20 protein-coding genes are annotated in these 24,448 nt (G+C 38.8%); 10 read left to right on the plus strand and 10 right to left on the minus strand.

The annotated features are described in order from the left end of the window. The first annotated feature begins 8 nt into the window (after window positions 1–8). Genes ACTB0Y_RS09470 through ACTB0Y_RS09485 form a run of 4 tightly spaced genes read left to right on the plus strand, consistent with a single transcriptional unit; the run spans window position 9 to window position 7,048 of the window. The gene (locus ACTB0Y_RS09470) at window positions 9–4,649 is read left to right on the plus strand and encodes a hypothetical protein (RefSeq protein ID WP_463206577.1); all 4,641 of its coding nucleotides are present in this window, start codon (window positions 9–11) and stop codon (window positions 4,647–4,649) included. A 14-nt stretch (window positions 4,650–4,663) separates the two neighbouring features. Further along, complete coding sequence (locus ACTB0Y_RS09475) at window positions 4,664–5,377, plus strand: RsmE family RNA methyltransferase (protein ID WP_463206578.1); 714 nt, start codon at window positions 4,664–4,666, stop codon at window positions 5,375–5,377. Beyond that, entirely contained in the window at window positions 5,370–6,023 is a 654-nt protein-coding gene (locus ACTB0Y_RS09480) for a DUF4159 domain-containing protein (protein WP_463206579.1), read from the plus strand. Before ACTB0Y_RS09475 ends, ACTB0Y_RS09480 begins: the two co-directional genes overlap by 8 nt. A gap of 20 nt (window positions 6,024–6,043) precedes the next feature. Beyond that, window positions 6,044–7,048 (plus strand): glycosyltransferase family 9 protein, encoded by a 1,005-nt coding sequence (locus ACTB0Y_RS09485; protein ID WP_463206580.1) that lies wholly within the window; start codon window positions 6,044–6,046, stop codon window positions 7,046–7,048. Here ACTB0Y_RS09485 and ACTB0Y_RS09490 read toward each other — a convergent pair. The 6 genes from ACTB0Y_RS09490 to rpsF all read right to left on the minus strand — a co-directional run bounded on the left by ACTB0Y_RS09490 (window position 7,029) and on the right by rpsF (window position 9,649). Next, window positions 7,029–7,442, minus strand: coding sequence for a hypothetical protein (locus tag ACTB0Y_RS09490; RefSeq protein ID WP_463206581.1), 414 nt, complete (start codon window positions 7,440–7,442; stop codon window positions 7,029–7,031). The genes ACTB0Y_RS09485 and ACTB0Y_RS09490 overlap by 20 nt on opposite strands. A gap of 44 nt (window positions 7,443–7,486) precedes the next feature. Beyond that, complete coding sequence (locus tag ACTB0Y_RS09495; protein ID WP_463206582.1) at window positions 7,487–7,987, minus strand: hypothetical protein; 501 nt, start codon at window positions 7,985–7,987, stop codon at window positions 7,487–7,489. Continuing rightward, entirely contained in the window at window positions 7,984–8,373 is a 390-nt protein-coding gene (locus ACTB0Y_RS09500) for a hypothetical protein (RefSeq protein WP_463206583.1), read from the minus strand. The genes ACTB0Y_RS09495 and ACTB0Y_RS09500 overlap by 4 nt, the downstream gene beginning before the upstream one ends. Before the next feature lie 181 nt (window positions 8,374–8,554). After that, complete coding sequence (rplI, locus tag ACTB0Y_RS09505) at window positions 8,555–9,001, minus strand: 50S ribosomal protein L9 (protein WP_463206584.1); 447 nt, start codon at window positions 8,999–9,001, stop codon at window positions 8,555–8,557. A 15-nt stretch (window positions 9,002–9,016) separates the two neighbouring features. Continuing rightward, the gene (rpsR, locus tag ACTB0Y_RS09510) at window positions 9,017–9,286 is read right to left on the minus strand and encodes a 30S ribosomal protein S18 (protein WP_463206585.1); all 270 of its coding nucleotides are present in this window, start codon (window positions 9,284–9,286) and stop codon (window positions 9,017–9,019) included. 3 nt (window positions 9,287–9,289) lie between these two features. After that, the gene (rpsF, locus tag ACTB0Y_RS09515; RefSeq protein WP_463206586.1) at window positions 9,290–9,649 is read right to left on the minus strand and encodes a 30S ribosomal protein S6; all 360 of its coding nucleotides are present in this window, start codon (window positions 9,647–9,649) and stop codon (window positions 9,290–9,292) included. Between the two features lie 552 nt (window positions 9,650–10,201). Here rpsF and ACTB0Y_RS09520 point away from each other — a divergent pair. The 3 genes from ACTB0Y_RS09520 to ACTB0Y_RS09530 all read left to right on the plus strand — a co-directional run bounded on the left by ACTB0Y_RS09520 (window position 10,202) and on the right by ACTB0Y_RS09530 (window position 13,827). After that, window positions 10,202–11,710 (plus strand): sensor histidine kinase, encoded by a 1,509-nt coding sequence (locus ACTB0Y_RS09520; RefSeq protein ID WP_463206587.1) that lies wholly within the window; start codon window positions 10,202–10,204, stop codon window positions 11,708–11,710. Window positions 11,711–11,721: 11 nt separating this feature from the next. Continuing rightward, a complete protein-coding gene (locus ACTB0Y_RS09525) occupies window positions 11,722–12,411 on the plus strand; it encodes a response regulator transcription factor (RefSeq protein WP_463206588.1) in 690 nt (229 codons plus the stop codon). 306 nt (window positions 12,412–12,717) lie between these two features. Further along, window positions 12,718–13,827: a hypothetical protein gene (locus ACTB0Y_RS09530; RefSeq protein WP_463206589.1), complete on the plus strand. Its 1,110-nt coding sequence runs from the start codon at window positions 12,718–12,720 to the stop codon at window positions 13,825–13,827. A gap of 106 nt (window positions 13,828–13,933) precedes the next feature. Here the strand turns inward: ACTB0Y_RS09530 and ACTB0Y_RS09535 are convergent, their stop codons facing one another. Next, complete coding sequence (locus ACTB0Y_RS09535) at window positions 13,934–15,310, minus strand: aldehyde dehydrogenase (RefSeq protein ID WP_463206590.1); 1,377 nt, start codon at window positions 15,308–15,310, stop codon at window positions 13,934–13,936. Window positions 15,311–15,313: 3 nt separating this feature from the next. Continuing rightward, on the minus strand, window positions 15,314–15,688 hold the full coding sequence (locus tag ACTB0Y_RS09540) for a DUF1987 domain-containing protein (protein WP_463206591.1): 375 nt from the start codon (window positions 15,686–15,688) through the stop codon (window positions 15,314–15,316). Window positions 15,689–15,755: 67 nt separating this feature from the next. Here ACTB0Y_RS09540 and ACTB0Y_RS09545 point away from each other — a divergent pair, with 67 nt between their 5' ends. The 3 genes from ACTB0Y_RS09545 (at window position 15,756) to ACTB0Y_RS09555 (ending at window position 20,158) form a co-directional block, all read left to right on the plus strand. Then, window positions 15,756–16,067 (plus strand): hypothetical protein, encoded by a 312-nt coding sequence (locus ACTB0Y_RS09545; RefSeq protein WP_463206592.1) that lies wholly within the window; start codon window positions 15,756–15,758, stop codon window positions 16,065–16,067. 266 nt (window positions 16,068–16,333) lie between these two features. Then, the gene (locus tag ACTB0Y_RS09550; RefSeq protein ID WP_463206593.1) at window positions 16,334–18,376 is read left to right on the plus strand and encodes a LysM peptidoglycan-binding domain-containing protein; all 2,043 of its coding nucleotides are present in this window, start codon (window positions 16,334–16,336) and stop codon (window positions 18,374–18,376) included. Between the two features lie 3 nt (window positions 18,377–18,379). Then, a complete protein-coding gene (locus ACTB0Y_RS09555) occupies window positions 18,380–20,158 on the plus strand; it encodes an SLC13 family permease (RefSeq protein ID WP_463206594.1) in 1,779 nt (592 codons plus the stop codon). Here the strand turns inward: ACTB0Y_RS09555 and ACTB0Y_RS09560 are convergent. Then, the gene (locus ACTB0Y_RS09560) at window positions 20,155–21,294 is read right to left on the minus strand and encodes a lipoprotein N-acyltransferase Lnb domain-containing protein (protein WP_463206595.1); all 1,140 of its coding nucleotides are present in this window, start codon (window positions 21,292–21,294) and stop codon (window positions 20,155–20,157) included. The genes ACTB0Y_RS09555 and ACTB0Y_RS09560 overlap by 4 nt on opposite strands. 92 nt (window positions 21,295–21,386) lie before the next feature. Beyond that, entirely contained in the window at window positions 21,387–24,446 is a 3,060-nt protein-coding gene (locus ACTB0Y_RS09565; RefSeq protein ID WP_463206596.1) for an efflux RND transporter permease subunit, read from the minus strand. Between the last annotated feature and the right edge of the window lie 2 nt (window positions 24,447–24,448).

A 24,448-nucleotide genomic window follows, 5' to 3' on the forward strand; every position in this document is an offset into this window, starting at 1 on the left:
TTACTATCATGGCATTTAAAAACAGTATCATCAGCATGCTGTACTGGGGTTTTCTCATGGTACTTAGCTTCAGTGCACAATCGCAGGAACAGGGAGCTTTCAGGGCCGATTCGGCCGGGTTTATAGAAGACCTGCATGATTTCATGGAAAATGTCAAACGACTTGAGGACCAAGGCGAAAAAACAGTCAACCGGATTGAAATACTTTGGGAAGCAGGTCGTGTAGATGATACCGTACAGTCATTGATGTATAAAGTTGCCAACACCTTAGAGGAACGTCGCGGAAGGCCCTTCCCGCATTTTGACGGATGGTTGAATACCACGGCCCAATTCCTGGAAAATGATGAAGTCAACGATAATTTCTTCGCCTACCAAACGGCTATTATCAATATGTGTAATGCCAGTGATATAAGATTACGACATATCAAGCAATTTATAGAAACCATACGCGAACTCAAAGAATTTAACCGACTTAGCAAGAATGGCTCCACCGTTTGGAAAAGTAATGCTACATCACACACTTTTGAGTTCACTGCCGATACAATGCTCATTAAGTTTCCGTTAAGCACGTTGACCTGCACCGCAGTTAGAGACAGTATAAAAGTTTATAATACCAAAGGAGCATTTGATCCCATTGAGCGTATTTGGCATGGGGAGACAGGGCAAACGTATTGGGAACGAGCAGGGTATCACCGCGATTCTGTTTTTGCGCTTTATGACAATTATCGTATAGATATGCGTTTGAGCAAGTTTGAAGTCGATAGCGCCCGGTTTTATAACTTCCATTTTTACAAAAAACCACTCACCGGAAAATTATCTGATAAAGTAATCGAAATTCCTTCCCCAAAAAATGCCACATACCCCGAGTTTGAATCTTATCAGTCGAACTTTGTGATTAAAGGCATTTTTAATAACATCAACTTTACAGGGGGCTTTATGATGCGCGGAGCACAATTATATGGTTCAGGAGATGAGAATAACAGTGCCCGCGTCGACATATATCGTGATGTAGAATATGTTGAAAACGGCGATACACTGATCAAAAACATGCTTTTTATGAAAGGATTAAGCGAATTCTTTGTTTTTACCGACAAATATATTCTCTCACGCAATGCCAAAGTGGTTATGTTGCTTAACCAGGATTCGCTTTATCATCCGGGGCTGCAGTTTACGTATTTGGAAAAAGACAACGAAGTTACCCTCTTAAGAGATGATAACACCCCAAATATGTCGCGCAGTCCTTTTTACGACAGTTTCCACATGTTTGAAATTGATGCGCCAGTTGTTAAATGGAAGGTAGGCAGCCATGCTGTCAACTTTTCATCTTTAAGAAACAGTGCCATTAACAATGCTGCCTTTCTTTCTTATAACCTTTTTAACCGCGAATATTATAATGTTTTTCAGGGCCACGACTTTAAGCATCCCTTTTTTAGGATTCGACGCTATTTAAACGAAAAAGAATCGAGGAATTTTACCGCACAGGAAATTGCCCATATAATCGACCAGCCGGAGCATGAAGCCAGAAAGTTTTTGCTCCATATGACCTACCTCGGATTTGCCGATTATGACAATTCTTCCCACAAGGGTAAAATGAAACAAAAGTTTTTCGATTACCTCCTTAATGTGACAGGACGCAAGGATTACGACCTCATAAAAATAGAATCAACCACCCATGGGAACACCCAAAATGCAGTACTGAATCTTCGAAATTTCGATATGTTTGTCAACGGCGTACCACAGGTGCGCATTTCGAATGCCAAGCGGGTTAATATTTTTCCACGACAGGAAGAAATAATATTGAAAAAGAACCGTAGTATTGACTTCGCTGGTGTGATAGAAACAGGTTACTATACATTTTTTGGTGATAATTTTCATTTTAACTATAAGACTTTCGGTGTAGACCTCGAACATATTGATTCTTTGCATATTAAAGTGGTCGACTACTACGATAATTATGGTGATCCGGTATTTAAACCAGTTCAAAGTACCATTGAAAACATTACCGGTAATGTTTTTATAGATGATCCCGGTAATAAATCCGGCATAAAGGACAATCCGGAATATCCCATTTTCCGCTCCACAAAAGATTCTTATGTGTATTACGATGCCAATTCTATCGCACAAGGCGTATACAAAAGAGACACTTTTTACTTCCGTATAGACCCTTACGAAATTGATAGCCTGAACAGCTTTGATGCCGAGGGTATGAAATATACCGGAACCTTTCATGCAGGAGGTATCTTTCCGCCCATTGACGAAAAACTAAAACTTAAAGAAGACAATTCGCTCGGATTCGATCATGTTACTGCAGAAGCGGGTTTACCCATCTATCAGGGTAAAGGCCGGTATTACGATTCTATAGCGATGAGTAACCAGGGTCTGAAGGGGGATGGTAAGCTTGAATACCTCACATCCACAGCCTGGTCTGATGAATTTATGTTTTATCCGGATACCATGCGGACTATGGCAAACCGGTATGTAAACAAAAAACAAAAGTCGCCTTTTGATGGCCCGGAAATCGCAGCAGAGCAACTCAACATACTCTGGAAACAGAGTGAGGATAATATGATTTGTATGACAACTCCCGATGAACCCGCGCTAATGTATGCCGGGCAGGCAGATTTAAAAGGAACTTTTTATGTCACCCCGTCAGGCATTGATGGTAAAGGGCGGTTTAACCTGGATAAAGGCAGGTTCCGCTCTGAAAATTATCAGTTTCTGGCCGATCAGGCAAAAGCCGATGTAACAGACTTTAAAATTAAAGGGTTAGAAGAAGAAATGCTGGCTTTTGAGGCAGACAGCATTAAAACTACCGTGGATTTTCCTTCACGAACAGCCCAATTTACGGCCCTCTCCCCGCTTAAACCTATGTTTTTCCCTATTAACAAGTACAAGGCATTTGTCAACACCTTTGAATGGAGCATAGACCAAAATGCCCTGGCATTAAAAGGCACATCGGTCCACAGGTATGAAGATGGAAAACACACCCTGCAAGCTACACCGGATAAGCGCCATCAAAGAGGTAACCTCTTTGTTTCTACGCATCCGCTTCAGTATGAGCTCAATTATGTTTCACCCACCACCGAATTGGACCTGAATCAAAATATCATCGAATCACACGAAGTTAAATTCATTGATGTAGCCGATGCCACAATTTATCCGGGTGATGGCGATTTTACCATAAAGCCGGATGCCAAATATAAAACACTTGCCGATGCCGAAATACAAGCCAATAATGATACAAAGTATCACAAGTTTTACGAGGCTACAGTAAATGTTACGTCCCGTAAGATGTACTCTGCAAGCGGATATTACGATTATATAGATAAAAACAGAACAAAGCAACAAATTAGATTCGATATCATTAGTGTTGATTCCACAGAAAATACGTATGCAAGAGGAAAAATTTTAGGTGATGATGATTTCTCGCTTAGCCCGGCGTTTGCCTATCGTGGAGATATTTATCTATACGCGCAACAAAAGCATTTATCCTACGACGGCCATTTTATGTTGTCAAAAAATTGCGATATGTACGAACAGCGGTGGGTAAAGTTTGAGGAAACGCTGAATCCTAAAACCATTCAGATTCCGGTCGATTCGGTGACTGTAGATATAAACAACAAGCGACTTTATAAAGGAATTATGCTGGAACACGATTCCATACATATTTTACCAAGATTTTTTACACCCCGTCATCATTACACAAATTACTATGTATCAACGGCCAATGGTTATCTTCAGTACGATGAATATGGAAAAAAATATGAAATTGCCAGCAAGGCAAAATTAACAGATAAAGATACTTTGCTTAACTACATATCGGCCAATACAGAAACCTGCAACCTATATGGAGAGGGCGAACTATCTTTTACAGGTGATTATGGTCAGGCCAAATTTCAAAATTTCGGAAATGTCCACTATTTCCACGAGCGAAACGAAGTTATAATGGATTTATTTATGGCCATTGACTTCTTTTTCACAAAAGACGGATTAAAATATATGGCCGACACGATGAAAAATTTCACCGGGCTGGAGCCTGTAAACATGCTATCTGAAGACTACAGAAATGGATTGAAAAATTTAATTGGTTATAACCTTACAGACCAATTGCTTAATGAACAAAAGCTATTCGGAGCCTACAAGAGTTTCCCTGCAGAATTAAAGCATACGCTGGTTATATCAAATGCCAACTTTAAATGGGTTCAGCGCGATGGAACGTTCCATTCTTTCGGAGATATCGGAATAACCAGCATTATGGACATCCAGGTGAATAAAAAAGTAAAAGGCGCCATACAAACCGGCACCTCCCGCACTGGCGATTACTATGCCATTTATCTTGAGTTAAGCCCATCTTATTGGTTTTTCTTCAAGTACAAAAGAGGTATCATGATGGCCGTTTCGAGCGATCCTGCATTTAATGAAATTATTAATGACCTGAGAGCCGGCCAAAGGAGGCAAGATGTAGATCGCGGAGAACCGAAATTTTATTATCATCTGGGTTCCATGCGAGATAAAAACCGGTTCCTGGAAAGTTTCAAAGAAGCAGAACAAGAACCCGAAACACCCAAAAAGTCTGTGCCTGAGAATAATAAAGAGGCTATACCAAAAAATGAGCAAAAAAAAGGTGAGCCGGAGAAAGAAAACAAATAAAAACCAAGCAAAATATGCATAACAAGGCCCTGGAGGAATATTATTTTTATGCCGACAAGATAGAATCAACTTTTATCGAATTGGGTAAAGATGAATTTCACCACATTGCCAAAGTTCTGAAAATAAAGGAGAATACCAGTATTACCTTAACTGATGGTAGAGGATCAATTGCTACAGCGAGAATCAATTCTATCGGGAAAAAGCATATTGATTTTACAGATATACAAATTGAAAATGTGGATCTAGCACCAAATCAACTACATATAGGTATTGCGCCTACTAAAAACATAGGGCGCTTCGAGTGGTTTCTAGAAAAAGCCACGGAAATTGGAATCAGTGAAATTACACCCATAATTTGCGAACATTCTGAGCGAAAAACAATCAGGACAGAGAGGCTGGAGAAAATCATTATTGCAGCTACAAAGCAGTCGAAAAAAGCATGGAAGCCTTTATTGAGACCCATTACAAGTTTTCGGGAACTTATCGATCAAAATAAGAGTTCAGGCAAGTATATTGCATACCTCGGAGAAGAGCGTGCACATTTAAAAAACACACTTAAAGGTCAAAATAATTTAATTCTTATTGGCCCCGAGGGTGGGTTCAGTGCCGAAGAGCACCAGGATGCACTGAAGCACGGATTTAAAACAGTGAGTCTTGGCGCAAGCCGTCTCAGAACAGAAACAGCAGGAGTAGTATCTGCAACAATAGTAGCAATGCATTATGAATAAATCTAAATTTATCATTTTAATTTTACTCGGATTAAGTTTTTCAGTGCAGGGCCAGCAAATTAAGCTTGGACTTTTAAAGTATAATGGTGGTGGCGACTGGTATGCCAACCCCACATCACTCCCTAATTTGGCTGGATTTTGTAATCAGGAGCTTAATACCAATTTTCATACGGATTATATGGAAATTGAACCCGGTGCCATAGAGCTGTTCAACGTACCTTATGTGCATATGACAGGCCACGGGAATGTAATATTTAATGAATCAGAAAGACAAAACCTCCGTGAATACCTTTTTGCCGGAGGATTTCTACATATTGACGACAATTATGGTATGGATGAATATATTCGAAGGGAACTTCAGAAACTATTTCCCGATAAAAAGCTGACAGAGTTACCTTTCTCCCATCCTATTTACCATCAAACTTTTGAGTTTAAAAGCGGGCTACCCAAAATTCACCGGCACGATGGTAAACCACCCCAGGGATTTGCCATTATGCACGAGGGGCGCATTATTGTGTTTTACACATATGAGAGCGATTTAGGCGATGGATGGGAAGATACGTCGGTGCATAATGATAGTCCAGAGAAACACCGGGAAGCTTTGCAAATGGGTGCCAATATCATTGAATATGCATTGCATAATTAACCGGTATTAAAATTAAAATTTTGGAAAAAATACTAATCATACAAACAGCTTTCATTGGCGATGTGATTTTATCTACCGCTGTAGCCAAAAAAATTGCATTTCACTATCCTGATGCCCAAATAGACTATCTGGTGCGCAAAGGTAACGAAACACTTGTCGATCATCTGGATTTTGTAAACCATGTGTGGATATGGGATAAAAAAGCGGCTAAGCTGCGGAATCTGTGGCGCTTGATCAGAGCAATAAGAAAAGTGCGGTATCACAAAGTAATTAATCTGCAACGTTTTCTCTCATCCGGACTCATGACCAGCCTTAGCCATGGTAAAGACACGTATGGTTTTGATAAAAATCCACTATCTTTTTTGTTCAACCACACAGTAAAACACAAAATCGGCGATGGCCTACACGAAACCGATCGCAATCAGAAATTGATTGCTTCTTTTACAGACAATCAAGCTCACAGGCCTGTTTTACAACCGAATAAAGGCCATTACAATAAATTAGCACCTTACCTGAACCAACCTTATATATGCATTGCTCCTGCTTCGGTATGGTTTACCAAACAGTTTCCTGTAGAAAAATGGGTGGAGTTCATCTCTCAGTTACCTGCAGATTTGCCCGTTTATATGCTGGGAGCTCCATCAGACAGTAAAATTGTAGCTGCTATTCAAAGCAGCTGCGCTACGCATCAAATCCATGACCTTTGCGGCCATTTATCTCTGCTTGAATCTGCGGTATTGATGGAAAAAGCTGTTATGAATTATGTAAACGATTCGGCACCTCTGCACCTCGCCTCGGCGGTAAATGCTTCTGTTAGGGCGATTTTTTGCTCTACTGTGCCAGCTTTTGGGTTTGGCCCATTGAGCGATGATGCCAAAGTTGTTCAAATCGGCAAACCACTTAGCTGCCGCCCTTGTGGCCTTCATGGCAAAAAAGCCTGCCCAATTGGTACTTTTGAATGTGCTACAGGTATTGATACGCAACAGATGGCTTCTGAACTAAAAACTATTTTAAAAAACCGGTAGGTGGCGTTGGCCTTGTCTCAATTAACAGGCCTATACATCCATTAATCTCATGCAGTGTGTCCCGGATTACCGGTGCATGTGTTTCTATGTAAATTTTCGCCTTTACATCTTTAATGGCACTAAACTCAAGGTCCAGGTTCATATCATCCTTTGTATTATCATAAAGCACATCCTCTGAGCTGGTATCTATAATTTGCAGAAACAATTGCTGGGCAAAAACATCATCGACAGCCAAACTAATATGATAATCCTGCCCATTGTTTAAGTGCAATTCCTGTTGAGCAAAATCTCCTTTGGCAAGTTTAAAGTTTCTTGATTGCTGCATGGGCCTGTATCCGTGTTCCTCATAAGAAATGCAGTAGGTTTGGTAAAACTTTACACATTCCTGGGCCATTACTTTATTTGCCGTAAGAAGCAACACAAAAGCAGATACAATGATTAAAAGCCTTTTCGGGGCGTTACCATATATTCTATAAGTAATCCTATACATCCTACACTGGAATCACGACGAATAATTGATTGGTTTTCCAATTTGGCCAGGGAAGATTTCCCTTGCACTTCAATTTCAATCCATAAATCAATAGTAGAAGTAACAGTAAACTCAAAATCCTGAGCATAATTATCGTTACTGTTATCATATAACACTTCGTCACGGGTTTTATTTATTACGCGCATGATAATGGGTTTATCAAAAACATCATCATGGCATATGGAAATACGGTAATCTCTTCCGTTAAAGGCTTCCAGCAGGGTCCTTGATTTTTGTCCTTTATGAAAAAGTCCGCTGCGCGATTCAGAGTGATACTTATAATATTTGTTGGTAGATTTTTCGCAATTGTTTCTATGATAATCAATACACCTTGATTTTGAGTAATCACTGGTTTGCCCGGCCATCCCCAGGGTCATAAGCAAGAAAACTACTATTAGAATATGCTTCATTGGTAAACAAATTTAACTTTGACTGTATCAATCTCCGGTGTTGTAAGTTTATCTTTGTTGTGCCGGATGATTATTCCTTCAATATTTATATAACGATAATTGATTCTGTTGTTTAAGACGGCATTTATTAATTTTTTTGGCATTAAGCTGTCATGAACCGTTTCCCGGATATCATGTCCCAGGGCAAACATACTGTAAGTATATTGTTGAACAGCGCAACCTTTCTGGTTTACATCAATTTTACCCGTTTTTAAAAATGCGTTTTTAGTCATTTCAATTTCTTTGGTTTTAACGGGTTGTCCGCCCAATAATACAAGCGTGTCTTTGGGTAAGCTATCACTCTCTTGTGCTTTTAGCAATAAGCACCCAAATAACATTAACGACAATGAAATGCCTGTTTTGAATATATATTTAGTTTTTAACAATTGTTGTAAAAAATTGATTAACCAAAACGTGAATCATCTCTCCGCTTTTTGGATAAGTAAAAAAACAAAATTTTTGCATTGAAAACAAAAAAAAGGCTGTAAGATCGAAATCGAACAGCCTTGATTTATCTATGATTTCTGATTATTCAGAAAATACTTCAAATTCAATTTCAACATTTACATCGCGGTGTAAGCTTATGGTAGCTTTGTAGGTACCAGCTTCTTTAATGGCATCGCCATCAATAGCAATTTTCTTACGGTCAATGTCAAAACCTTTTTTCTGAAGTGCTTCAGCAATTTGAATGGTATTTACAGAACCAAATATTTTACCGGCAGAGCTGGTTTTGGCACCAATTTTAAGCTCTTTACCTTTAATTTGTCCTGCAAGTGCTTCTGCTTCTTCTTTTAATTTTTCTTCTTTGTGGGCACGCTGACGCTTATTTTCTTCGTGCATCTTCTTGTTCGATTCATTGGCCATAACAGCGTAACCCCTTGGAATAAGGTAATTGCGTGCATAACCATCTTTCACGTCTATTATGTCGTCGACATGCCCCAGGTTAGCTATATCTTGTTTGAGTATAATTTCCATATCTGAAAAATTTTATTATTTCATCATATCGGTTACATAAGGCAATAATGCCAGGTGACGAGCACGCTTGATCGACGCAGATAACTTACGTTGATATTTAAGCGAAGTACCAGTGATACGGCGTGGAAGAATTTTCCCCTGCTCGTTAAGAAATTTTTTCAAAAATTCCGGATCTTTGTAATCAATATATTTGATGCGGTTTTTCTTAAACCGGCAATACTTTTTCTTTTTGATTTCCACGGAAGGTGGCGTCAAATATCTGATATCGTCTTTTCCTTGTGCCATTGTTTATTCCTCCTCTTGTTTTTGTTTTGCTTGTTCTTTTTTAGCTCGCTTTTTTTCGTTGTATTCAATCGCATATTTGTCCAGACTTACTGTCAAAAAACGCATGATGCGCTCGTCACGACGAAATTCTACTTCCAATTTGTTTATGAACTCAGGATCGGCCTTGAATTCAATCAAATGGTAAAACCCTGTTGATTTTTTTTGGATTGGGTAGGCAAGCTTTCGAAGTCCCCAGTCTTCCTCGTGGATAACCTCTCCTCCTTTGGATAGGATCATTTCACGAAACTTACCAACCGCTTCCTTCATCTGTGCTCCAGATAAAACGGGATTTGCAATGAAAACGGTTTCGTACTGTTTCTGCATTTTGAAAAAATTTAGTTATTAATGAATTTGTTCTGATTAAGCAACTTATGCTTTGATTTGCTTAACGGCCTGCAAAAATAGGATTTATTTTTTATATTAGAAAAAAATTTGGCCATTTTATTACTGGAAGTTGCAAGTACTATATTTCAGTTCCTACCAGGCTCTACTATAGCCTATCAAAATTTTGTCTTTTATTTAATGTATAGGTTGCTGCAATTGATAGCTAAAAACCTTGTTTTTGAAAAATAATTATCTTCCATATTATGCTGGTTTTAAGCGTATTAAATACTTTTCAGCATAACTTTACGTGCTAAAAAAAGCCCGGGATTTCCGGGCCTTTAAGAAGCAAACATTAAACTAATAATGAAAATCTAATAAAGTTCTAAATAAAAATAAGTGATTATGTTATTTAAGTTCTGGTACAAATATATAACATAACTGTAAACCAATAGGTTAAACCTCGGTTAAAAAGGGTTAAAGAAAGGTTAAAGTAACTTTGATAATCCAAAATAGGTGTTAGATTTGTCAATGAAAAGTTGAAATGAAACCATTTTGAAAAAAGAAAGAATAAAATACATCATTGGATTGGTGAGTTTTGCCCTGGCCGGAATTGTGCTCGTGCAACTATTGTGGATCAATAATACCATTTCCGAAAACGAAAAACGCTTTAGTGCCAGAGTATTTGCCATGTTGAACCGAGTGGTTCAAAAAACAGAACGCAATGAGGTAGCGTTGATGTACCGGTTAAAACCTCATAGCTTTCGTCAATATCAGGCTCCTACCAGTAATTCCGGTGCAAGAATGGATTCTATTTTCCGTGATCTTAATAAACGGTCAATGGAACAGATGCGCTCCATGACAAAATCAACTCCTTTTGGACAGGACCTAAGCAAAGTGCTTGACCAGTTCGACAGTATGCAGTCTATGATGGATCGACGTATGCAGGAAAAGGACCAGCAACTGCAATCCATGTATCAATGGTTAAGCTTTGAAGCTGAAGTGAAACAAATGCCGTTAGAAAAACGACTGCAGCTTAGCGGATTGGAACCCATATTAATGGCAGAGAAAAGAAATTTCAATATCACCATTCCTATGCAATATGCCGTTATGAAACCCGAGTCCAATGAACCTGCCATCACCTCTAAAAATTACAATACCCATAATACTGACGCAACTTACAAAGCAGATCTTTTTCCAAACGATGTATTGGGTAGCAGCCCAAAGCTAATTGTGCAATTTCCCGGCAAGCAACGATTTTTAATGCATTCAATTCAGTGGTTGCTGCTGCTTTCACTTCTATTTACGCTTATCATTCTGGTAGCTTTCTATTTATCCGTGCGAACCATTATTCAGCAGAAAAAACTCTCGGAAATCAAAAACGATTTCATCAACAATATGACGCATGAACTTAAAACGCCCATTGCCACAATTAATCTGGCATCGGATGCAATGAACCGTACAATAAATGATTCTGCTGCAGGTTTTACCAAAATCATTAAACAGGAAAGCGAACGGATGCACAAACATGTGGAGCACATTCTGCAAATGGCACGAATAGACAAAAATGAATTTAAAATACAACCAGAGACAATCGAAGCTAATGAATTTGTACAAGATGTGCTGGAAAATCAAAAATTACGGATACATGAAAAGGAAGGTACAAGTAAGTTGGAGTTAAGTGACAATAAAATATATATTGAAGCCGATCGTGACCATTTTGCCAACGTACTATACAATCTTATTGACAATGCTATAAAATACACCACTACTGCACCAGAGATTGACGTTAAGGTATGGAAGAAAGACAATTTTGCTTTTATTTCCGTTGTGGATAATGGTATTGGCATGTCGAAAGATACACTGAAAAGAATTTTCGATAAATTTTACCGCGCCAGTACAGGTAATGTACATAATGTAAAAGGATTTGGACTGGGACTTAGCTATGCAAAAGCTGTAATGGAACGTCATAACGGAGATATTCTGGTGAAAAGCGAATTAAACAAAGGTTCGGCTTTTACATTAAAAGTTCCGGTGGTTACTAAAGAAACTGATTCTGAATAAAACATAATACCATGAAGGTTTATAAAATATTTTTAGTTGAAGACGACATCAATTTTGGCACTGTGTTGCGCTCATATCTGGAGATGAATAAATATGCTGTAACCTGGATCGACGACGGGAAAAAAGCACTTGAAGCTTTTCAGAAGCAATCGTACGATATTTGTATTCTGGATGTCATGCTGCCTCATATCGATGGTTTTACTATTGCAAAAGAAATACGTAAAATTAACCCACATATTCCTTTTATATTCCTTACTGCCAAGTCAATGAAAGAAGATATTCTTGAAGGTTTTAAAATTGGTGCTGATGATTACATTACCAAACCCTTCGATTCAGAGGTTTTGCTTTATAAAATAAAAGCCATTTTACGCCGTAAATCCATTAATCAGGAAGATGAAAAAGAGGTGAAAGTTGGCAAATACACATATAACGTTTCGCGTCGTATATTGAAACTTGGCAATAAGGAGCAAAAGCTGAGCCCCAAAGAAGGGGCTCTGATGCACTTGTTTGCACGCAATATTAACCAGGTTGTAAACCGTGATCTGGCCTTACGCGAAATTTGGGGCGAAAGTTCTTATTTTACCACACGCAGCATGGATGTTTACATCACCAAACTAAGAAAATACCTGCAAGACGACCCTTCACTATATATCGAAAACGTGCATGGAAGTGGCTATATCTTGCATCAGCATAAAGATTAGGCTGATTTTCACTCTTTATGGCTCCTGGCGTTCCATTTCTGCCGCTTTTGTTTGCGGGAATAATCTATAAAAGCAATAAGCATGGATATGACGATAACGTAGAACATAATCAGTAAATTTTTAAGTGATACTTAATTTTTTGTTTTGTTCTACAAACTTACTAACTTGCCCAAGCCCTGTAAACCCTTTTAAGTAAATAAATTGACAAATTAAGCGCAAAAACAATTGCTTAATTTTAGTTAAGCAATGCTTAAATATTTTTAAGTGTTGCTGAATTTGCTTAATTTTGCTGAAAAGATAATAGCCATGCTTCAGTTTTATTTTAAAAAGCCACTTCATGATGTCCTCTCCAGGCTGTTACTGCGGACCTTTCCGGGCATTGATAAGGTGTGGCTAATTGCTGAAGACAAAGACACTGATAATTTTAACTTATACGAAGCCAATCAGGAAAACCATAAGGCTCAACTTGTAAATAAAGTTGAGGTAAAGAATAATAACTACCTGAATTCTAAGAATTTTTACAGATGGACTAGCTTAAATGAAACACCTTTGACGGCTGATAAAGAGACCCAAAAACAGTTCAATATTTTTGATGAATATAAAAACCGGATTCTCCATCTGTACATTCCACCTGTCGATGATCAGTTTATGATGTTTTACATTTTCTTTAACGACCAGCAAGCCCTCACAGGCGCACGCACCGACAGCCGATTATCTACAGAACATAAAGAATTAGTGGCTCACACCATTTATCATTTACTTACATACGAATGTGAACGCCACAATTCCGATAATCAGGTGGCTCAGCGAATCAGTACTATGCAGCAAAGAATGACTGCAGTGCAGCAAAACAGTGATCAAAGCACTTTTATAGAAGCCTGGATTAATGATTTCCTTAACGAGGAGGCAAAAACCAATGGTGCGAATATTCGAATTTCGAAGGAAGCAATTAATTACCTTGCAAATCAGTTATTTACACCTTCTCAGCTAAAGCAGATACTTGAAGAAGCCATTGCCTGGCTTAGTAATTTTGGCCCTTCCTATGGCGATTTAACGATTGAAGAAACACATGTGGTTAAGCCCTCACAGGAATCACAAACCATACCCGCCAATGATTACCGGCATGATGGGAAATACAATCGTACATTCGAATTGCTGGAAAAACTCGAAGCAGCCGGTCAGCGTGTTGTGCAAAATGGTTTACGCCTTACCGGCGTAAATGTGGGACAAGCCTGGGAACCCCCTATTAGTGCCCCGGCCATAACAGATGCTTTGCGTAAACACAATCAAAAAATTCAAACCCTTGCACGTCTTTATCCAGATCGCTGGCAGGTTATGCGTACTCAGTTTAAGCCCTTACAAAACGTATTGGAATCACAAGGCGATTCGTTACTCGATGAAGTGCAAAGTGCGTAAAAATTCTTGTTAAGCATTCCGGATTTAACCTTATTAAGTTAAAATGAATTGCTAATAAATGGCCGAAACAACCATAGAGCGAAGCTCGTTATTTTATAGCCATGTGCTACTTTAAAACTTTTTTAATAAGCTTCCATTTTTTCTCGGAATAAGGCGGATAACGCATAGCAGGATCTGTCCACGTGCTTTGTCGTAATACAGAGCGCTGATGAGAGAATGCCTCGAAACTAAACCGCCCATGATAACGACCAATTCCACTTTGGCGCACGCCACCAAACGGCAAATACATATTTGTCAGCTGCATAATGACATCATTTTTCACTATGCCGCCACTTTGTGTATGGCGTTGAATCTGCTCAAATGTATTTTTTGATCCGGTAAAAGCATAAACAGCCAGTGGCGGATTTAACCGATTGATAAACAAAATTGCATCTGTTATATCATCATAAGTTTGTATAGGTAGTATAGGTCCGAATATTTCTTCTTTCATGAGCGCATGAGCAGGTTGCACATTATCTACTATGGTAGGTTCAATAAAACGCTCTTCAGCGCTATAATTTCCGCCACAATATATGTCTGTTTGATCCAGCATATTAACCAATCGCTCAAAATGCCCCTTATTGACAATTCTGGCATAAGCCGCTGACTTTATTGGGTCTTTGCCTAACATTTCCTTAAACTCTTTACACAAAAGCTTTAACAAACGATCTTTAACTGACTTATGTACAATAACATGATCGGGCGCTATACAAGTTTGTCCGGCATTAAGGATTTTACCCCATGCGATACGCCTTGCAGCCACTTTGAGGTTCGCATCTTTATGCACCAGCACCGGGCATTTACCACCAAGCTCCAAAACCACAGGTATAATTTTTTTGGCTGCCTGTTCATAAATCTTTTGTCCTATTGCAGTGGATCCAGTAAAGAAAATCATATCCCAGTCAAGTTTGGATAGTTCCTGAGCCACTCCGGCATCTCCCTGCACCACAGCAATATATTTTTCAGGTAAAATCTCTGCAATCATTTCTGCCAATACGACTGATACTGCAGGTGCATGTTCTGATGGTTTAAGTACCACTGTATTGCCGGCTGCTATGGCGCCTATCAGCGGTGACATAAACAATTGAAAAGGATAATTCCATGGCGCATAAATAAGCACCTGTCCACGGGCCTCGTAATGTATGAAGCTTTTAGCAGTGATCAACATTCTTAACGACCGTTTTACCTTTTTAGGTCTGGCCCATTTTTTCAAATGTTTTTTCACGAAACTTATTTCGTGCTGCACAAAACCGGTTTCTGTAATAAATGATTCATAACTGCTTTTACCCAAATCCGTTTTAAGGGCAGCATGAATGGGGTCTTCATATTTTTTTATAACCTCAGAAAGTTTATTCAGTGCTTTAATGCGAAAATCTATATTCAAATCAGCCTCTTCATAGAAAAATACAGATTGACGTTTGAGTAGTGCTGAAAAATCTTGCATAATCTACATTTCTATAATTTCAAATGGAATATCTATACGGTCTTTATAAGCTAAGCCGGACTCATACATATCTTCATCCTCGGCTTCGTAATACCAGTTAATAGTAATGGCATAACCTTTGTCATACAGATCCTCGAATTTTTCTAATATTGTATGAATTATTTTTGAAGAAGAGGTATTGTAGTATGTTAATTTGAAACAAAGACAGAGTTCATCGAGCGGATCATCCATAAAATCATTGATCCATTGCAGAACCGGCTTAAAAAAATCACGTGCATCTTCCGGAAAAGATGCACCACCAATTTCAAAAGTTCCGGTGCGTTTATCTAATGTAATCGATGGTAAATCTGACGTAGCTTCATGTATATAAATACCCATATTAGTTTAGTATTTTATGATAAACAAAAATATATAATTTCGAATCCCCTGATAAAAATATAAAGATATGGATAAACCATTAAGAATGGAAAAAATATATGACCTTATTGAGCATTACAAGCTGGAAGTTGCCATGCAAGAAATTGATAACATTTTAGAAGAAAATAATACGAATATTGAAGCCCTGTGTTTGAGAGGAAAAATCCTGACCAAGCAACAGCAATATGGCGATGCGCTTAATGTTTATAAACATGTATTGGAAATTAAACCTGATTATAAAAAAGCAACCACGTCAATTAACATGATTAATAATATTTTACAAATAAGACGAACATTTTATTTTGAAAATACCTATACCGATGATGACTTATATTCATAATTTGTGGCATAGGTTTTGTACATTTTAGACTGATTCATGGCTATTTTTTCATATGCAGTAATTTAGTTAGTGATTAAGACCCGGATTTCTCCCGATTTCCGGGTCTTTTATTTTAATACGCTGTAAATCAAAACACAACCAGGAAAAAATAAATAAACTAATTAAAATCCCTTTCTACACATAAATTTTAAGCAATTTGATTTAACCTACATGAAAAAAAATATGTAGGTTTGAGGCTGGAAAAGCTTTACGAAAAATCATATATAATGCGTTTAAACAAATATGTATTGTTAGCCATATTTGCCATTGTTGTGCTACATAAGCCAATGACAGCTCAGGATACCCTGAATATAAACAAAAGTAACAATAAGGTATTTATTTCAGGTAAACCCTTTTATATACACATTGTAAAAAGGGGGCAAACGCTTTACAGAATTGCCAAAGCTTATAATGTTACTGTAGAAGATATTGAAAAAGAAAATTTCAATATCAAGGCTGAAGGATTATCTGTTGGGCAACCTGTAAAAATTCCAATAAGTAAGCAGCAGAATGCAACCAATAAACAAGACGATTTGCCACGTGTACATGTAGTTGACTCTGGTGAAACCGCCTACTCTATCGCTAAAAAATATCGTGTTGCGCTTGAAAATTTATATGCACTCAATCCAGGAGCTAAAGAAGCCATATATCGTGGTCAGAAAATATTCCTGCCGCATAAACCCGATACAACCTCAACTAAAGTTCTACAAGACAACAATTACATTTATCATATTATTAAAAAAGGCGAAACTTTATACTCTATAGCCAGAAGCTATGGCGTTAAAGCGCGAAGTTTAAAAAAAGAAAACCCCAATATTAATCCGGATGATTTACAGCCCGGACAGGTAATAAAATTTGAAAAAAATATTATAAAGTATACAGACAAAAAACCATTGGAAGATAGTACGAAGTTTTATTATCATGCCGTTAAACCAGCAGAAACGCTTTATTCCATAGCATTACGCTATGAAACAACCGACGAAAAAATTATTGAGCACAATCCTCAACTCCTGAATCGCGAATTACTTGCCGGCGAATATATTAAATTACCGAGAAACGAAATATCACTGCCCAGGCAAAAAAGCCACATACTTGCCGATTCCCTTGGAAAGACTGAAGTTGTAATGTTGCAAGATACCTGTCAATGCCCTGCTGATGGCAGTAAAGACAGAATGCAGGTGGCTTTAATGCTGCCATTATACAGCTATACAAACGATACATTGAACCGGAATCTTACTTACCAGAAAATATACAAACACAGCCGCATCTTTTTAGACTTTTATGAAGGTGTGCTGCTCGCGATTGATGAATTGAGCAAAAAAGGCATTGAAATAGATTTACATGTTTTTGATACAGAAAACGACACATCAAAAGTAAAAACCATTACAGAAGGATCGCTATTCCCCTATTTTGACCTGATTATAGGCCCTGTATACAGCCAAAACCTGCCCATTGTTGTAAACAAAGCCAAACAATTTAAAATACCGGTAGTTAGCCCCTTGAGTACTGAACAAAAATTTCTTCAGCATTATGTTCATGGTTTTCAGGTAAGCCCTACAGAGAAAATATTGAATAAAAAAACCATCGCAACGACAAAAACATTTAATGCCGATAATTTTATCATCATTAAAAACGGCAACCGCCCTGAAAACGATTTTGTCGAGGCCTTTAAAAATGAATTTTTTAAAGGTAAAACATTGGACGAAATAGATCATATTGGTTACGCAGAAATCACTTATTACGCAGGTGATGAAGACCTCAACCTTGATCCATTTGTGGATAGCCTGCACAATTTTGTAATATTACCCTCGTCAGATAAAGCTTTTGTTAGCGATGTGATAGCCAGGCTCAATACCTTAAGTGAAGATCATCATATCACGGTATTTGGCCATCCAAGAATGATTAATTTTGAAAATATTGATGTTCAGTTTTTTCATAACCTGAATACCCATATATTTAATTTGAATTATATTGATTACGATTCCGATGATGTACTTGATTTTATCTATAAATACCGCAAATTTTTCGAAAAAGAACCCGGCAAGTATGCTTTTTACGGGTACGATATAAGTTACTATTTTATGCATGCTTATCAATTATTTGGCGAGCGTTTCCATTGTTGTCTTGACCGGTACTATCCTACCTTACTTCAAATGCAGTTCAATTTCGAGCAACAACAACCCGGAACAGGATTTATCAATGAAAAAATGCTTTTATTGAATTTTCAACGGAATTATTTACTTCGTCCGGTAAATGAAATAAACCATTAGTGTATGGATCTATTTGGTGGTGCATTGGTTATTATTGCTGTGGTTTTTATTCTTTTAAGCCTTTACCTCGAATGGATCGGGCCTGCCTATACATTTTTGGTTGCCGTGATATTTTTGGGGATTTTTGGCGTATTGTCACCATCTGAAATACTGTCAGGTTTTGCCAATGAGCAATTGGCCGTGATTATTCTGCTGATACTATTGGGCGATATCATACGACGTACTTCGGTGATTGAAATTGCTTTTGAACGCATTTTTAAACGGTCCAATACAGTTTCCCGATTCCGCAATCGTATGATGCTCATGGTAGGTTTTTTCTCTGCTTTTTTAAACAATACCCCGCTTGTAGCTATCATGATGCCTTTTGTGCACAATTGGTCAAAAAAGCATAACGAATCACCGTCAAAATTATTGATTCCCCTTTCGTACGCCGCTATTTTAGGAGGTTGTGCCACGCTCATAGGTACTTCTACCAACCTTATTGTGAGTGGTTTTGTGGAAGATCAAAGCATTATACCCAATCTGGAACCGCTCAATATGTTTGATTTTGCTTATGTGGGCGTTCCCATGCTAATATTGGGTTATTTTTATTTGACATTATTCAGCGACAAGCTTTTGCCCTGGAATAAAGATGCTTTATCTGATATTTCGCGTTCATCAAGAAAATTTATCCTCGAAGCACAGATTCGCCCCAAATCGCATCTGATTAATAAGCCATTGCATCAATCCGGATTAATTGGTATTGAAGGGCTCTTTTTATTTGAAATTATCCGCAACAAACAAACCATCAAGGTAAGTGATGAAGGACTTATATTGAAAGAGAACGACATGCTGCGATTTGCAGCAGAGTCAAACAATGTGGCTGACCTGCTGAGCGATACCAGCGGGTTGACCTTCCCCAAGGTTGGGATGCTCAAGCATAAAAGTAAAACCGAGTTGGTTGAAGTAGTGGTCTCACATAACTCCACACTCATTTCTAAAGAGGTACAACAGATTAATTTCAGATCTAAATTTAATGGTGCACTTATTGCTATACACCGCAATGGTGAACGTTTAACAGGAGTTATTGATGATGAAAAATTGCGTGCAGGCGATGTCCTTCTGTTGCTGGTAGATGACCTGTTTGAAGAACGCATCACTTATAGTTCCGATGTGTACTACATCTCACAAATCAAGGAAGTGCGCAGATTAGGTGTCTTCCGCACCACCCTGTTGCTTGGCGGCACACTTGTAGCTATTATGCTTTCGGCATTCCGGATAATTCCATTGTTTATGGGGATAATGGTGTTATTACTTATACTTTTACCATTGAAAATTACCAGCCCCAAAGATCTGCATAAAAGCATAGATTACGACCTGATTCTGATTATAGCCCTGGCCATTGCGCTTGGAAATGCAATGCTCAAAACAGGTGTGGCTGATATGGTGGCAAATCTCTTTATTGAGGCTTTCCTGCCATGGGGACATGTCGCACTACTTGCAGGTATATATTTTGTAACAGCGATTTTGGCTGCCTATATTACCAATAAAGCTGCCGTTGCCCTGATCTTCCCCATTTCATTGTCACTGGCAGCCAACCTGGACCTAAATCCTATGCCTTTCATACTGGTTGTGGCTTTTGCTGCAGCTGCAAACTTCATAACCCCGCATGGTTACCAAACAAACCTCATGGTTTATGGTCCGGGGCGCTACACTTTCAAAAACTTTTTCAGAATAGGGTTTCCCCTCACGCTGATATACATGGCTGGCACAATTACAATTTTAAGTTTGATGTATTTTTAGTCCGGTTTTACACGCTTTATAGACACAATGCGCAACTGCCTAATTGATGGGAATGCTGCTAAAGTAAGCACCAACAGTAACATCCAAAATACAAATACGGGATTCAGAGCCTGAATACCTGTTAGCGCCACCAGGATGCGTATTACTATAGCAATTAAAAACACAGCAACTAACGTCCTTACTGCCATCTTATTAGAGCGCAATCGAGCGCTTAAAAGCAACAAATAAAACGGATGTACCCACAATAAATTCCAATTATTTAAAACCTCAGAATGCATACTAATAAATGGTAACCAAAAAATTAATATACCGGGCAATGCCGTAAGAATCCAAATAAATTTTGACAGTATAATGGAATGGGTAGATAACCAAATTATTGTAAATAGAGCTATCATGCCAAAAACAATAATCTGGCTCCATGGAGAACTTTCCCGTTCATAACTTACAACATTCATTTTTTCTTTTACCAAAGGTTTTCCCTTGTACTGCAGTGTGTCTATGGCATTCATTAAAGTATATGGCAGGGCCGTGGTTTGGAACTTATTTAATTCAGAATCAAATTCACTACCGGTTATCAGGTCTATACCCACCTGCAAAGCAGGTTTATCTTCAAGATAATAATTGAGCATTTGCCTGAAGGTGCGGTCTGTTTTTTGGGAAACAAAAGATGATTGGAGGTTTAAAAAATGAAAAATCAAATCGCGTATTTTAGAAGTACAGTTTTTATCCATAAAATGGTAAAGATAGTACCTGTGCTGTGGCTTATAGAGTATCCTTAGCGTATCGGCCAGTTGTTGCTTTATTTCACGCGGCAAGTTAAGCTCTTGTTCCACAATTGCACGGTTATCGGCACTGTACTTTGCCACAAACTCATAATAATTGTGTATTCCCAACCGATAATGTAACTGCCCTTTGAGAAATTTTAAATAAAAGTTGGGTGTATTAAAATCGAACTGTCCGAAGTTGTAGACCAGGTTACTGTGAGTAGATCGGTCATAGACCTTGAGGGCTGTATGACCAAATGCGCTATACAGGGCATCACCTTCTGAACAGGTTAATAAGCTTATTTTAATCTCATTGCTGGATTTGGCACTTATGGTTAACAGCAAAATTATAACCAGCAAATAGTTCTTCATTTAGCCTTGATGATTTTTATGATGACACAAAAATGCACAATAATTATTTTAATTGCCTGCTTTTTCCAATTTTTTATATTAGGGGTTCACTACTATTCCTTAACCACAACACTATATAAAACCGGCACTACCACAAGCGTTAAAAATGTAGAGATAAGCAATCCTCCAATGATGGTCCATCCCATTGGTGCCCATAAGTCACCGCCTTGTAGGGTCAGAGGCAATAATCCGCCGGCAGTAGTCAGTGTGGTCAGAATAATGGGTGTAAATCTTGTTTCACCAGCCATGCGTAAAGCATCAAATTTTGAGTGTCCTTCTTTTCTTAGCCAGTTGGTATAGTCGACAAGAATAATGGCATTATTAATGACAATGCCCACAAGGCTCGTCAGGCCAATAAACGCAGTAAAAGAAAAGGTATTGCCGGTAATAAGCAGTGCATACACTGAACCAATCAGGGCCAGTGGAATGGTTGCATAAATTATTAAGGGCTGGGTGTAAGACCTGAACTGCAGCACCAATACCGCAAATATCATCAGAATTGCAATAAGCACAGCGCGTTGCATGCCACCAAAACTCTCTTTCCGGCTTTCCAGTTCACCCCCAATGTAGTAATCGTAGCCTTCCGGGAACTTATAATTTTTCAGTTTCTCAATTACGGGTTCCAAAGCTTCGTCGAGGCTCGCTCCTTTTTCAAGATCAGCCGTGAGCAATGCAGTACGTTCATAATTGAAGCGTCTGATTTCGTTGGGGGCCTTTTGGAACTTCAACGTTGCAAGCTGGTTGAGCGGAACAGCATATCCGGCCTTTGATTTCACATGCACCTTTCTAAAATCGTCGGGGCCAAATGTATCTCCCTGGGGCATACGGAGTATAATGGGGTACTCCTCTCCTTTCTGATCACGGTATTTGTCTACCTGAATGCCTGCTACAGCTGTTCTTACAGCTTTATCAACAGCATGTACGGGTACTCCATACATGTTGGCTTTATCGCGGTTTATATCAATAAATAAATCAGTGCGAACTTTCGATAGCGAATTGTCCAGGTTTATTACGCCGGGCTGCCCGGCAAGCAGGTTTTCAAAAACTTCTGATATATCACGCAAACGCTCCAGCTCATTTCCTTTTATGTAAACCATTATGGGAGCATCAACCGGAGGACTTTGCTCAAATTCTTTGACCTCGATTCGTGCATTGGGATAAGTATCGAATAATTCACGTAACCGATTAACCAGCGCATCAAATGCTTCCACGTCATATGCTTCCAATTGAACAAATACCTCCCCAAAACTTTTTTGGTAGTTTTTTGAAAGCACATTATAATAAATCCGCGGGTTACCATGGCCTACATTACTGGCATAAAAAGCCACATCTGCAATTGTGTCAAGAACATTTTCCACGTACCTGACAGTTTCATTGGTTTGTTCTAGAGTACTACCTTGCGGAAGATGTGTTCGTACTAAAAACTGGCCTTTTTCGGCTTTTGGAAAAAAACTAATACCAAGAAACAGAATTGCAACACCCATCGTGATTACAAATATGCCCAGGGCGCTCCACAACACAAGCGAACGGTGTTTTAATGCATAAATAATCGTGTCGCGGTAGCTGTGCTCCACAAGGTATTTTAACAAACGCTTAATGCCCTTCGCATCCTTTTCCGCCGAGCCCGAAGATGCCAAATCACTGCGTTTCCTGAAAAAACGGCTGGCCAATAAAGGTGTTAGTGTAAGTGCCAGCAGCAGCGATACCGCCAGCGTAATTATGATAGTTACCGGCATACTTCGTATAAAAACCCCGGCTTTATCGGGCATGGCTATAATAGGTACAAAGGCTAAAACAGTGGTTAATGTGGCTGTTATAACGGGCCAGCCTATCTCTGTTGAAGCTAAAACAGCAGCTTTGGCAGGTTTATTTCCTTTATCGATATACCGGTTGATCCCTTCAATCATTACAATGGAATTATCGACCAGCAAGCCAAGTGTTATTACTAGTCCCACGATGGTCATTTGCTGCATGGCAAACCCGGAGATATCTACCCCAAATAATCCAATAATTATTGAGAGTGGTATGGCAATAATGACCAGTAAAGCCGAACGAATCCCAAGGGCAAGAAATATTAAAATACCCACCAGGACAATGCCTTGAAATAAATTACCCTGAAAGCTTAAAATCTTATTTTCGACCTCCCTTGATTGTTTAAACACGTGGTTCAATTGAATATCATTACCCAATTGATCATTAAGTTTATCTAAAACATCATTTACTGCCTCGGTGGTTTCAAAAACATTGCGCCCCTCCTTTTGATAAATGGCGACAAAAACAGATTTAATACCCTTGAAACGGGCCTTATACTTTTCATCCTCATCCCCCATTCGTACGGTTGCTATATCGCGTATCCTGATTAACTGCCCTTCATGAACATGCACGACAGTTTTGGCTATTTGTTCTAAATCAGCATAAGCACCACTGGTTTTAACGGCAAAACTTCGCCCTCCAAGCTTTACCGAACCACCCGGGATATTAGCATTATTACTCCGAATAGCTTGCGCCACCTGGTCAATGCCAAGATTCAGGGCGCCCATTTTTCCCATATCAAGGTCAACCCGCACTTCTTGTTCCGGAGCTGCCAATACCTCAACTTTCCGAATGGATGAAAGTTTTTTAACGGCGTCCTGAATTTGTTCTGCCTTCATTCGTAAAACGTGATAGGGTAAACTGTCGGCTGTTAGGGCCAACTGCATGAGCACCTGGTCAGAAACCCGCCATTTAATGGTTTCAAGGCTGTATAAATCATCCGGCAAATCTTCGCGTACGCCGTTGATTTCCTGCACAATCTTATCATATTTTTCATCGGTATCAACACCAAAGTAAAACTCCACATTTACCACTACCAATCCATCACGTATAGACGTGGAAACCCGTTTAATATCTTCCAGCTCACTGATGGCATTTTCTATGGGCTGGGCAATCAATTGCTCTAAATCTATGGGGCTGGCACCGGGATAAATAGCAAAAACAGTGGCTGCAGGTACTGTTATCTGAGGATTTTCAGTACGGGGCATATTCAAAAATGAGTTCATTCCCGTTACCAATAACAGCAGAAATATAATGGTAGCAAATTTATGATGTTTCAGTACAAGCGATGTGATGCCCATAG

Source organism: Salinivirga sp., assembly GCF_055145285.1.